Origin of the sequence: Amycolatopsis sp. CB00013, assembly GCF_001905755.1 — a bacterium.
GTDB lineage: Bacteria > Actinomycetota > Actinomycetes > Mycobacteriales > Pseudonocardiaceae > Amycolatopsis > Amycolatopsis japonica.
In genome coordinates this window covers 543520-556477 of sequence record NZ_LIWC01000004.1, presented here as the reverse complement: position 1 = coordinate 556477, position 12958 = coordinate 543520, and the positions used below count along the sequence as shown (strand labels likewise).

The following is a 12958-nucleotide window of genomic DNA, read 5'->3' as shown; positions in this document are numbered from 1 at the left end:
TGCGGTGGCGCGGGGTGGTAGCAAAGGTCCCTTGCTCCCCCGCTGCTCACGGCTCCGCCTCGCCGCTGCAATGAAAGGCTCTTTCCTTGCAAATTTTGCAAGGAAAGAGCCTTTCATTGCACGCGCGAGTGAGACTAAAGGGACATTTGGCGCATTCCGGTGCACCTTACCTGGGTGAAGTACATGAAGGCCCCCTTCACGGCGCTAGACGCAATGAAGGGGGCCTTCATGTACCGAGGAGCCGAGCCGAAACCCTACTTAGCCCACTTAGGACGAGGCGGCGGCACGTAGTCCACGAAGCCGTCCAGAAGCACCGAAGCGTCCGAGTCGATCGACAGCATGTCCCGGTACCCAGCCGACAGAAAGCCCTCCGACACCATGTGGTCGGCGAACTTCAGCAACGGCGCGTAGTACCCGCCGACGTCGACCAGCCCGATCGGCTTCTCGTGCAGCCCGAGCTGGGCCCACGTCCACACCTCGAACAGCTCCTCCAGCGTCCCCGCGCCGCCGGGCAGCGCGAGGAAACCGTCGGACAACGCCGCCATCTTCGCCTTCCGCTGGTGCATGTCGGCGACGACGTGCAGTTCGGTCAGGCCCGCGTGCGCGATCTCGACGCTGCCCAGCGCCTCGGGGATCACGCCGATCACCTCACCGCCGGCGGCGAGCGCGGCGTCCGCGACGACGCCCATGGTGCCGACCGAGGCCCCACCGTAGACCAGCCCGATCCCCCGTGAGGCCAGCAGCGTGCCCAGGGCTCGGGCCTCGTCGGCGTACCTCGGGTCGAAGCCCATCGACGAGCCGCAGAAGACACAGATCCGGCGCGGCGCCGCCATCAGTGGGTGTCCTCCCATGCCTGGTACGACTCCTGCACGACGCGCACGGCGTCGTCGATGTCGTCGGTGACGTGCAGCAGGTCGAGGTCCTTCTCACCGATCTTGCCCTCGGCGAGCAGCGTCTTGGCGATCCAGTCGTACAGCCCGCCCCAGTAGTCGCTGCCGAACAGCACGACCGGGAACTTCGTGACCTTCTTCGTCTGCACCAGGGTGAGCGCCTCGAACAGCTCGTCGAGCGTGCCGAAGCCGCCGGGCAGGCAGATGAACGCCTGCGAATACTTGATGAACATGGTCTTGCGGGCGAAGAAGTACCGGAAGTTGACGCCCAGGTCGACCCACGGGTTCAGGCCCTGCTCGAACGGCAGCTCGATGCCGAGGCCGACGGAGAACCCGCCCGCCTCGTTGGCGCCGCGGTTCACCGCTTCCATCGCGCCGGGGCCGCCGCCGGTCATCACCGCGAAGCCCGCGTTCGCGAGCGCGGCGCCGATCTTGCGGCCGAGTTCGTACTCCGGGTGCTCCCGTTTGGTCCGCGCGGAACCGAACACCGTCACCGCACGCGGCACCTCGGCCAGCGCGCCGAAGCCCTCGACGAACTCCGCCTGGATCCGCAGCACCCGCCACGGGTCGGTGTGCACCCAGTCGCTCGGCCCCCGCGAGTCCAGCAGGCGCTGGTCGGTGGTGCTGCCCTGGTCACGGCGATCCCGCCGCAGCACGACCGGGCCCTTGTGGCGCTCGATCGGACGTTCCGGGTACTGGCCGTCGGGGAACTCGCTTGTCTCACTCACCCCGCCAAGACTACGACGTCGTCACCGTCCGGAGCGGCGGCATCGCCGCGAACAGGAGTTGTCGGGTACGCGAACGCGGGGCCCGCCGCGAAAGCGGGCCCCGCGATCACGCCTCAGGAACGTCCGGTCAACGCGAACGCGAGCATGGCCGTCGAGGTGAAGTCGATGGCGGGCTCGTTGCTCGGCCACGAGGCGAGGTCGTCGGCGTAGCGGGCCTCGGGGGTGTCGAAGGCTTCGAAGGGCTTCTTGCATTCCTTCGAACCGGGAGGGAGCTCCATGTGCTCGAAGTTCTCCGCTCCGTTGGGGCCGTTCACGACGGCACCGTAGAGCAGCTTCTCCTCGCCGGCGAGGTTCGCCGCCTGGTGGTGCGGGCAGCGCGGGTACGTGGTGCCGACCCCGACGACCAGCGAGATGCCCCAGGCGTTCGCGCCGAGGGTGAAGTTCCGCTGCTGCGAGCCGAACGCCGCGTACCGGCGGTCACCGGTCAGATCCGCGTACAGCCGCTCGGTCGCGGCGAACCCGAAGCTCTTGCTGGCCGCGTCGAACTCCTTCACCGAGACGGCGGTCCGGAAAGGACTCTGAGCCGCGCCCGCGACACCTTCGTCGAGCTGACGGCGGAGGTCGCCGATCAGCTCCTTGGGCCCGAGCGCGGCGCCCGGGGCACCGTGCCGCAGGAGCTTCGCCAGTTCGGCGTGCGCCAGCGCGCTGGTGTCGTACAGATTGAGCGTGCTCTTCTCTTCGACGTCGATGTAGGCCTTCGCCCAGTGCGCCGCCTGCCGGGTCCATTCGGCCGACCGCGGGTCCCGCAGGGCCTTGGCCGCCAGGGCGAGCTGCGTCGCGCCGAGTTCCATGTCGTCCCGCCAGGACGATTCCGGGTAGTACGCGTGCGGGAACGCAGTGACCAGCTCGCCGACGTTCTCGGTCTTGGCCTGCGCGAACACCGAGGCCGCCTCGGCGAAGTACTTCCTTGCCAGCGCGGGGTTCCGCTTGGCCTCGACCTGCGCGCCGAGGGCGAACGCGGCGGCCACGCGGCCGGCGAGGTTCGGGCTGAGCGCGGAACCGCCGGGGTTGGCGGGGAAGACCGGCCGGTGCTTCACGAAGTACTTGGGGTCACCCGGCTTCACGTCGAGCGGGTCGTCGTCGTGCGGGTTCCGCCAGACGTCGTGGTCGCCGAGGAAGCCGAACTTGTCACTGCCCGTCCCGATGCCGACCTGGGCGTAGAGCGTCTTGCTCTTCTCATCCCACATCTTGTCGAGCCAGTCGAGACCGAGCTTGACCTCCTTGGCCAGCGCCCGGTCGTAGTCCTCGCGGAGCACGTATCCCAGCTCCGCCAGCGAATACGCCGTGTTCGAGGTGAACTTGACGAAGTCGCCCGCGTCGACCCAGCCGCCCTCGACGTCGATCGGCCCGCCTGCCGGCTTCAGCGGTTCGGTGATCTCGTCACCGAATTCACCGCCGAACGCGGGCCATTCGTAGACCGTGGCCTGTTTGTCGGCCAGATGCGAGGGTTTGCGGTCGAGCCTGCCGGGGATGATGTCGTCACCGTCGCGCTGCGCCTGGAAGAACTCGTTGGTGGCGCGGACGAGCGGGGTGAAGAGCCGGTCCTTGGTGTCCACCCGGAACGTCGGCGACGTCGCCTTGGTCTCGCCGGTGACCTCGATCCGGTACTTGCCCGGCAGCCAGACCTTCGACAGGTCCAGCTGGTACACCGCCGGGTATTTCGCGTTCCAGGCGCCGAGCGACTGTCCGGTCCGTCCACGATGGACGGTCCGGCCGCGTTCGTCGATCACCGAGAACGAACCCGGCGCGCTGGAGAGGAGATAGGCGTGCTTGGTCTCGGTGATGCCGTAGCCGACCTGGTCGACCCGGACCTCGCCGTGCACCGCCGCCGCGGCCGAAACCGCCGGAACCGTCAAACCCCCGAGGATCAGTGCCGAAACCGCGGCCACCGTCCGGGACCAGGAACTCACCATCATCGGCGCCCCGCTCGAATTAGTTAAGAAAGTTTCCTTTTTATGGCGCAAGACGCTAGCGTCCGGAACGCCACCAGTCAATATGTCCGTTTCGACGGTCGAAAGTCACCGGATCCGGGCGTTGTTGGCGGGTATCCGCCCTGCTCAACCCGGATCCCCGCCGGGAAATCGTCTACCGTGGTCGGGTGCCGTCCAAGCCGAACGGGGCAGAACCACTCGGCGCGCGGATCCGGCGGTTGCGCCGGGCACGCGGGCTGACCCAGCGTGAGCTGGCCGAGCCCCGCTACGACCGCGGCTTCCTCGCCAAGGTCGAGTCGGGCGGCCGCCTGCCCTCGGACGACGTGCTCTCCCACCTCGCTCGACGGCTCGGCCTCACGCCGGACGAGCTTCGCTTCGATCGGCCGCCGGGTGCCGCCGAGGAACTCACCGACGCCCTCGAAACCGCGTATCGCGAGTTGCAGAAGGGCGGGCTCGAAGCCGCGGAGCGCGAATTCTCCCGTGTGGAGCGACGTGCGGCCGAGTATCGGCTGCCGGACGTCCGATGCCACGCCCGCTTCTATCTCGGCGAGGTCCAGTGGCAGCGTTACGACATCCCGTTGGCGGACAAGGGTTTCATGCACGCCATGGAGCTCGCCGACGCCGCTTCACCCCGGTTGCGCGCGATGATCGTCAACCGGCTGGCCGCCTGCCGCGCGCTGTCGGGCGATCTGGGCGCGTCGGTCGCGCTCGTCGAAACGGCGCTCGCCGAACTCCGCGCCACCGGCGCGAGCGATCCGGACGCCGAACTGGCCCTGCTGACCGCGTTGATCCACCCGCTCATCGAAATGGGCGCGCTGCGCCGGGCGCGCCGGGCCGCCGAGGAAGGCCGTCGCATCCTCCCTTCCGCCCACCGCAAGGACATCTCCGCGCGCTACCACCGGCAGGCGGCGCAGCTGTGGCAGGAGATCGGCCTGGTCGACCGCGCGGAGAAGGACCTTTCGCGGGCGCTGCGGCTGTTCACTTCGATCGGCTACGACCGTGACGCCGCCCGGAGCCGCTGGGCCCGCGGCTTCCTCTGGCGACGGCTGGGGAAACTCGACGAGGCGCACGCCGAACTCCGGCTCGCGCGCGATCTGCTCGCCAAGGCCGGATCACAGGAGGGCGTACTCGGCGCGACCATCGAGCTCGCCGACGTCCGCCGCCGCCAAGGGGAACTCGACGAGGCGGCCGAACTCGCCGAAGGGATCCGGCCGCTTCTGGATCGATCCCCCGATATCGAGGCGAGGGCCGAGGTTCTCCGGTTACTGGGACTCATCGCCCGCGCCCGCGGCGATCTGCCCGGAGCGACCGCGTTGCTCGAAGAAGCCGCCTCCGCACAGGAAAAGTCCGAACTACGCGGCGCGCTCGTCGCCACCTCACTGCATTTGGGCGATACGTTGCGAGCCCGCGGATTAATCGAAAAAGCGGCGGAGGCCTATCGGCGCGGTGTACGCGCGGCCGCTATGTCCGATTCCGGGCCGGCGGACTGAAAACCATACGAAAGTCGCCATATATCGCACATGGCGGGAAAAACTCTTACTACACAGGGATTTTATTCCTTGCATGTGGATCTTCGTCCGCCCCGCTAGGCCATCCGGCCCATTGACGGCCTTGTGAGCGGCTCCTTTACTCGGACGTGTCCATCGGGATAACTCCAGTTATCCGAATGGGCACGCTCCCCGTCCCCCGCCGTGCACCCGCACCGGTCTGATTCCCCGCCGCGCCACTGGCCGTCCGGGTACACGGTCCTGCCCATGGAAGGTTCACATGACCGTTCAGCGAGGGCTCAGAACAGGGTTGGCGGCTGTCGCCGGCCTTGCCCTGAGCATGACGTTCCCGGTGACCCCGGCGAACGCGACCACCGCCACCATCCAGCCCGCGAGCCCCGACGCCGTGGCCGCGAGCGCGGCCGACCAGGCCGCCGCGGCCGGAGTGGATCACCTGCGAAGGGGAGCCAACGAGGACTTCCGTCGCGTCGGGCTGACCCAGGGCGGCGGAGGACTCTTCTACGCCGCTTACGAACGAACCTACCGTGGCCTGCCGGTCGTCGGCGGGGACGCGGTGGTGGTCGCCGACGGCGCCGGACGCGTCCGCGGCACCAGCGCGGCGGAGACCGCGACGATCTCGGTCGACACCAAGGCCAGGATCTCCGCGGCGAAGGCGACCGAGGTCGCCCGCGGCCAGCTGTCCAAAGTAGACAGTGTGGTCGCGCCGAAGCTCGTCGTGCTGGCGGGGAACTCCCCCAAGCTCGCCTACGAGGTCGTCGTCGCGGGCACCAAGGCGACGGCACCGAGCAACCTGCACGTGTTCGTGGACGGCGCCACCGGCGCGGTGCTCGAAACCCGTGACGACGTCAAGATGTCGAACCTCCCGACCGCGGCGAAGAAGTCCACGTCGAACGAGCTCGGCACACTCGGCGCCGGGAACAGCTACTACGTCGGCAACGTCACCATCGACACGACGAACTCCGGCGGCACGTACACGATGCGCGACCCGCAGCGCAGCAACATCAGCTGTGCCCGCCAGAACGGCTCGCCCTACAGCGGACCGGACGACAACTGGGGCAACGGCTCCGGCACCGACCTGGAAACCGCTTGTGTCGACACGCTCTTCGGCGTCCAGACCGAGTGGAAGATGCTGAGCGAATGGCTCGGCCGCAACGGCATCAACGGCAACGGCGGCGGCTTCCCCGCCTACGTCGGCCTCAACCAGGTCAACGCCTACTGGAACGGCTCTTCGACCACCTTCGGCCACTCGCAGGACAACCAGCGCCAGGCCACCCCGATGGACGTCGTCGCGCACGAGTACGGCCACGCCATCTTCCAGACCACGCCGGGCGGCGCGGGCAGCGGCAACGAGAACGGCGGGCTCAACGAGTCCACCGGTGACATCTTCGGCGCCATCACCGAGCACTACGCCAACAACGCCAAGGACGTCCCGGACTACGACGTCGGCGAGGGCGTGAACCTGGTCGGCCAGGGCCCGATCCGCTACATGAACAAGCCGAGCAGGATCTCCGGCAACCCCGACTGCTACACGTCGTCCATCCCGAACACCGAGGTGCACGCCGCCGCGGGCCCGCAGAACCACTGGTTCTACCTGCTCTCCGAGGGCACCGCGCCGGTCGGCAAGCCGGCCAGCCCGACCTGCAACAACACCTCGATCACCGGGATCGGCATCCAGAAGGCCGCGAAGATCTTCTACAACGGCCTGCTGAAGAAGACCTCCAGCTGGAACCACAAGGCCGCCCGCAAGGCGACCCTCGAAGCGGCGCTCGCGCTGTACCCGGGTTCCTGCACCGAGTTCAACACCACCAAGGCGGCGTGGGACGCGATCAGCGTCACCGCCGCGACCGGTGAGCCGACCTCCTGCACGCCGTCCGGCCCCGACTTCTCGGTCGGTGTCACCCCGGCGTCCGGCTCGGTCAAGCCGGGCGAGTCGGCGACCGTCACGGTGAACACCGCGACCGTCAACGGTGCGGCGCAGTCGGTGAAGCTCACCGCTTCCGGCCTCCCGGCCGGGGCGACCGCGACGTTCAACCCGGACACCGTGCAGTCCGGCGCCTCCTCGACGCTCACCATCGCGACGTCGGCGAGCACCCCTGACGGCACCAGCACCATCACGGTGACCGGCACCGCGGCGAGCGGCGCGCACACCGCTCAGTACAAGCTGACCGTCGGCACCGGCGGCGACCTGCGGACGTACACCAACGACACCGACTACGCGATCAACGACTACGGCACGGTGAACAGCCCGATCTCCTCCACCGCCACCGGTAACGCGGTGTCCCCGGTGAAGGTGACGGTCACCGGTACGCACACCTGCTCCGAGGACCTCCGCATCAGCCTGCGGGCACCCGACGGCAGCACGTATTCGGTCAAGCCCACCGGTTCCCTGCCCTGCACCGACCTGGGCACGCGGAACTACTCGGTGAACGTGACCAACGAGGTCGCGGCGGGCACCTGGACCCTCGTGGTCTACGACGCCTACGCACAGGACACCGGCACGCTCTCCAGCTGGTCGATCACCGTCTAGTTCCCGACTCCACAAGTCCGTGAAGGCCTCCTTGAGGGACCCAGGGTCCCTCAAGGAGGCCTTCACGGACCATCACCCAGAAAGGAACACCCCGGCATGAAGTGGGGAAAGCGAATAGGAGCGGCCGTCGTCGGCATGGCCGCCGTACTCGGTGTCGTCACCGCGCCCGCGCAGGCGACCACCACCGCCGCACCGGACATCTCGCTCGCCAACGTCAAGGCGCATCTGAGCGCGTTGCAGACGATCGCCAACCAGAACGGCGGCAACCGCGCCTCCGGGCGGCCGGGCTATCCGGCATCGGTGTCCTATGTGGCACAGAAACTGCGCGACGCCGGCTACAACGTCACGCTGCAGACCTGTTCGAGCTGCGCGGGTTCGAGCCAGAACGTGATCGCGGAATGGCCGCAGGGTGACGCGAGCCAGGTCATCATGCTCGGCGCGCACCTCGACAGCGTCAGCGCCGGTCCCGGTATCAACGACAACGGCTCTGGTTCGGCCTCGATCCTCGAAGTCGCCCTGACGCTGGCCCGCGAGAACCCGGCGATGGCCAAGCGCGTCCGCTTCGGCTGGTGGGCCGACGAGGAGTCCGGCCTGCGCGGTTCCAAGTTCTACGTCAACAGCCTGCCGCAGACCGAGCGCACGAAGATCAAGACCTACCTGAACTTCGACATGATCGGCTCCGACAACTGGGGCTACTTCGTCTACGACGACGTGGCTTCGGTCAAGGCGGTGTTCGACGAGTACTTCCGGACGATCGGCATCCAGACCGAGGGCGACACCGAAGGCGACGGCCGTTCGGACCACGCGTCGTTCAAGAGCGCGGGTATCCCGGTCGGCGGCCTCGCGACCGGTGCCGGCTACACGAAGAGCTCCGCGCAGCAACAGAAATGGGGCGGCACCGCCGGACAGGCGTTCGACAGCTGCTACCACCGCGCGTGCGACACGCTGTCCAACATCCCGGACACCCCGCTGGAGAAGAACAGCGACGCGATCGGCTACGCGCTCTGGAAGCTCGCCGTCGGCACGTCGACGGGCCCCGACTTCTCGCTCGGCCTGACCCCGTCCTCGGGCACCGTCCAAGCCGGACAGTCGGCGACCGTCACGGTCAACACCACGACGACTTCCGGTGCGGCACAAGCGGTTTCACTGAGCGCCAGCGGCCTCCCCGCCGGAGCCACCGCGACGTTCAACCCCGCTTCGGTGCAGTCGGGCGGTTCTTCGACGCTCACCATCGCGACGTCGGCGAGCACCCCCAACGGCACCAGCACGATCACCGTGACCGGTGACGGGACCTCGGTGGACCGCACGGCGCAGTACACGCTCACCGTCGGCGACGTCAGCGTGCGCACGTTCACCAACGGCACCGACTACGCGCTCAACGACTACGCGACGGTCAACAGCCCGATCACCTCCAGTGCGACGGGCACGGCGACGTCGCCGGTGAAGGTGTCGATCACCGGGACGCACACCTGCTCCGAGGATCTGCGGATCAGCCTGCGGGCGCCCGACGGCAGCACGTATTCGGTCAAGCCCACCGGTTCCCTTCCGTGTACCGACCTCGGCACGCGGAACTACTCGGTCCCGGTGACCAATGAGGCCGCTTCCGGCACTTGGACGCTCGTGGTCTACGACGCCTACGCGCAGGACACCGGCACGCTCGACAGCTGGACCATCACCGTCTGACCATCCGAATGGCGAGGGCCATCTCACGAGGACACCCGGCCTCGTGGGATGGCCCTCGTGCGTGAGGGGGAATTTCGGACAACTCTTCGATATCTGGTCTAGACCACCCGATCGTCGGTAGCGGGGGCCGGGCACCGCGACCTATGTTGAGCCGAACGGCCGCTTCCTGTTCGTTCAAACCGCTTTCGAGATGGGAGCTGGGTATGTTCGGTCGCGTCTCACGGCTGCTCGCAATCACCGGCGCGGCGGTACTCGCCGTCACCACACTCGTCGTCCTGAGCCCGGCACACGCCTCGCCCGACGCCGAGGTCTGCGCGGTCAAATCGAAGCCCGCGGGCAAGGTCCTGCAAGGCTATTGGGAGAACTGGGACGGCGCTTCGAACGGCGTCCATCCGCCGCTGGGCTGGATCCCGATCACCGACGCCCGCATCAAAGCCAACGGGTACAACGTGATCAACGCTGCCTTTCCGGTCATCCTGTCCGATGGAACGGCCAAATGGGAGGATGGGATGGACGCGACTGTGAAGGTCGCGACCCCGTCCGAAATGTGCGCCGCCAAGGACGCGGGTGCGACGATCCTGATGTCCATCGGCGGTGCCACCGCGGGGATCGATCTGAATTCGGCCACCGTGGCGGACAAATTCGTCGCGACCATCGTGCCGATCCTGAAGAAGTACAACTTCGACGGGATCGACATCGACATCGAAACCGGGCTCACCGGCAGCGGGAACATCACCACGCTTTCCGCGTCTCAGAAGAACCTGATCCGCATCATCGACGGCGTCCTCGCCGCGATGCCGCCGAACTTCGGGCTCACCATGGCCCCCGAGACCGCGTACGTCACCGGAGGCAGCGTTGTCTACGGCTCCATCTGGGGCGCGTACCTGCCGATCGTCAAGAAATACGCGGACAACGGCCGGCTGTGGTGGCTGAACATGCAGTACTACAACGGAAGCATGTACGGCTGCTCCGGCGATTCGTACCAGGCCGGGACGGTCCAGGGCTTCGTCGCGCAGACCAACTGCCTCGACAAGGGCCTGGTGATCCAGGGCCAGACGATCCGCGTTCCCTTCGACAAGCAGGCCCCCGGCCTGCCGGCGCAGGCGGGCGCGGGTGGCGGTTACATGTCGCCGAGCCTGGTTTCCCAGGCTTACCGCAGCATTCCTTCGCTCAAGGGCCTGATGACCTGGTCGATCAACTGGGACGGTTCGCGGAACTGGACCTTCGGCCAGAACGTGAAATCCCTGCAGGGCCGCTGACCTCCCGTGTCGTCCGTCTGATCACGCGAGTTCCGCCCCCGATCACATGAGTTCCGCCTTCAATCACATGAGTCCCGCGTTTCGACCGCCTGGGCTCACCGGGAGGAAACGGCGAACTCGCGTGATCAGAGGCGGAACTCGCGTGATTGAAGGCCGATCTCACGAGTCGTATCGTTATCGGTCATGGGCGAGGAGGTCGGCGGACGACTGCGGCGGCTGCGCGCCGAACGCGGCCTCACCCAGCGCGAGCTCGCCGAGCCGCACTACACCGCCGCATACGTCTCGTCCGTCGAGACGGGTGCGCGGACGCCGTCCGGTGACGCGGTGCGCCATTTCGCCACCCGGCTCGGCATGGACACCGGTGAGCTGTTGGGCGTGACTTCGCCGCGCGACGACGTCCGGCTCGACCTGGACATCGCGGCGGCAGCGGCGGATTTCCTGGCGGGGAACGGTTCGGCGCCGAAGATGCGACGCCTGGCGCGGCGGGCGGAGGAGATCGGCCGTGACCGCCAGGCCGGACTCGCCTGGCTGTGGCTCGCGCGATTCGCCCGCGGCGACACCCAGCCCCGGCTGGTGGCCGCCGCCGAAACCGCGCTCGCGACCGACATACCGTCGTACCGGGGACTGGCCGCCGCGCTGCGGGCGAACGTCCTGGTCGGCCGGGGCGAGCCGCACCACGCGATGCACCTGCTCCGGACTGCGCTCGACGCGAGCCTCGACCGGCATCCGCATCCGGTGCTCCTACTGACCCTGCACGCGTACCTCGCCGACGGGCAACTCCGTCTCGGCGAGACCGTCCAGGCCGCGCATCACGCGGGAGAGGCACTGCGGCTGGCTCGCGGCGACGAGGAGATCCTGGCCGAACTCGCCGAGAACCAGCGCCGGCTGGCCGAGGCTTATCTCGATGACGGACGGGTGGCCGACGCCGTCGCCGCCGTGTCGGCGCTGCACGACCTGCTCCACGAACGAGCCCTGCGGCCGGTGCTGGCCCGGTGCCTGTTCGCGCGAGCGCTGGTCCGGCGTGCCGACGACCTCGAAGGCGCTCTCGCGGACCTTCGCGCGTCACGCGCGGCCGCGCCCGATCACGCCGTCACGCTGGAGCTCGCCGACGTCTGCCGCGAATTCGGTCGTCTCGACGACGCCGCCGGTCTACTCTCCGAAGCGGCCGAAGCCATCCCCGCGGACTCGGCGTTCTCCGCGTCCCTCGTGTTCCAGCAGGGGTCGCTGGCGCTGGCTCGCGGAGACCTCGAAGCAGCCGAAGCGGGCTTCGCGCACGCCATCGACGTAGCGGCCCTCCGCGACGCTCGCGGCGTCTTGGCCGCTTCGATCGACAAGGCGGGAGAGCTGCTTCGCGATCAGGGGCGATTCGAAGAGGCCGCGGACCTACTGCGGCGTGGACTGCTCCTTCTCGGAGCCGAGGAGGACGTTTCTCAGTGACCGAAGTGGACTTGGACGACATCGGCGCCCGTTTGGTCGGCCGCTTCGGCGCCGATGCCGAAGGGTGGCTCGCCGGTGTGCCCGCCCTCGCCGAACGCCTGGCCTCCCGATGGGACTTCGCACTCGGCGAGTTGTTCGACAGCGGAGCCTCGTCCGTCGTCCTTCGCTGCCGATGGTCCGACGGGACACCGGCGGTGCTCAAACTCAGCCCGGACGGGCCGCTGCTGACCAAACAGCTCGAAATGCTGCGGGTGTTCGCGCCGTCGGGGCGGGTGCCCGCGGTCCTGGCCGCCGACGCGGACGCCGGCGCGATGGTGCTGGAGGAGATCCAGCCGGGCACCGAAGCCGAGCACCTGCCGTCATCGACCCTGCCGGCGCAATGGGGAGAGCTGCTCGCGGCTCTGCACTCGGTGGCCCCACCCGAGGGCTGGCCGTGGAGTCTGCGCGGCCGGTTCGAGGAGTCCTTCGACCGGATCGGCCGTCGCATCACCGAACCGGCCATCGCCGCCCAGGTCGGCCCGGCCACCTGGCGGCGGGCGATCGAGCGCTGCGAGAGACTGCTGGACACGCAGGCCGACGTCGTGCTGCTCCACGGCGATCTGCATCTCGGCAACGTCCTGGACGGCGGCACGCGCGGCCTGATCGCGATCGACCCGAAGGCGTGCGTGGGTGATCCGTGCTTCGACGCCGTCGACTACGTGGTAGGCGGCGCCGGACGCGAAGGAGTCGAAGCCCGGTGCCAGGTGGTGGCGACCGCGTGCGGGCTCGACGGCGACCGGCTGTACGCCTGGAGCCGCGTGATCGCACCCATGTTCGCCATCTCGCACCTCACCTACGGCGGCCCGGAGGCGGCTCTCGACGAGTTCCTCGCCCTGGCTAGCTGAGGGCCTATCGGCGGAGCTTGAGGTGTCTCGGAAAGTGACCATACGCGTGAA

The 12958-nt window shown here is 68.3% G+C and carries 9 protein-coding genes; 6 read left to right on the top strand and 3 right to left on the bottom strand.

Annotation, left to right across the window (positions count from 1 at the left end; translation table 11 throughout):
• Positions 1–254: 254 nt before the first annotated feature.
• The 3 genes from AMK34_RS29370 to AMK34_RS29360 form a co-directional block, all read right to left on the bottom strand.
• Positions 255–833, bottom strand: a complete 579-nt coding sequence (locus tag AMK34_RS29370) for a TIGR00730 family Rossman fold protein (protein WP_037332184.1) — start codon at positions 831–833, stop codon at positions 255–257.
• Positions 833–1618 carry a TIGR00730 family Rossman fold protein gene (locus tag AMK34_RS29365; protein WP_016331429.1) on the bottom strand — a complete coding sequence of 262 codons (786 nt, stop codon included), beginning with the start codon at positions 1616–1618 and terminating at the stop codon, positions 833–835. Before AMK34_RS29365 ends, AMK34_RS29370 begins: the two co-directional genes overlap by 1 nt.
• A gap of 113 nt (positions 1619–1731) precedes the next feature.
• Positions 1732–3594 (bottom strand): glycoside hydrolase family 9 protein, encoded by a 1863-nt coding sequence (locus AMK34_RS29360; protein ID WP_073847503.1) that lies wholly within the window; start codon positions 3592–3594, stop codon positions 1732–1734.
• 182 nt (positions 3595–3776) lie between these two features.
• Here AMK34_RS29360 and AMK34_RS29355 point away from each other — a divergent pair, with 182 nt between their 5' ends.
• The 6 genes from AMK34_RS29355 (at position 3777) to AMK34_RS29330 (ending at position 12907) form a co-directional block, all read left to right on the top strand.
• The gene (locus AMK34_RS29355; RefSeq protein WP_083650030.1) at positions 3777–5099 is read left to right on the top strand and encodes a helix-turn-helix domain-containing protein; all 1323 of its coding nucleotides are present in this window, start codon (positions 3777–3779) and stop codon (positions 5097–5099) included.
• 277 nt (positions 5100–5376) lie between these two features.
• Positions 5377–7644 carry a M4 family metallopeptidase gene (locus AMK34_RS29350; RefSeq protein ID WP_143202627.1) on the top strand — a complete coding sequence of 756 codons (2268 nt, stop codon included), beginning with the start codon at positions 5377–5379 and terminating at the stop codon, positions 7642–7644.
• Positions 7645–7740: 96 nt separating this feature from the next.
• The gene (locus AMK34_RS29345) at positions 7741–9327 is read left to right on the top strand and encodes a M28 family peptidase (RefSeq protein ID WP_073847501.1); all 1587 of its coding nucleotides are present in this window, start codon (positions 7741–7743) and stop codon (positions 9325–9327) included.
• 203 nt (positions 9328–9530) lie between these two features.
• Positions 9531–10586: a chitinase gene (locus tag AMK34_RS29340; RefSeq protein WP_073847500.1), complete on the top strand. Its 1056-nt coding sequence runs from the start codon at positions 9531–9533 to the stop codon at positions 10584–10586.
• Positions 10587–10769: 183 nt separating this feature from the next.
• Positions 10770–12023, top strand: coding sequence for a helix-turn-helix domain-containing protein (locus AMK34_RS29335; RefSeq protein ID WP_073847499.1), 1254 nt, complete (start codon positions 10770–10772; stop codon positions 12021–12023).
• Positions 12020–12907: an aminoglycoside phosphotransferase family protein gene (locus tag AMK34_RS29330; RefSeq protein WP_198941766.1), complete on the top strand. Its 888-nt coding sequence runs from the start codon at positions 12020–12022 to the stop codon at positions 12905–12907. Before AMK34_RS29335 ends, AMK34_RS29330 begins: the two co-directional genes overlap by 4 nt.
• The last annotated feature ends 51 nt before the right edge of the window (positions 12908–12958 follow it).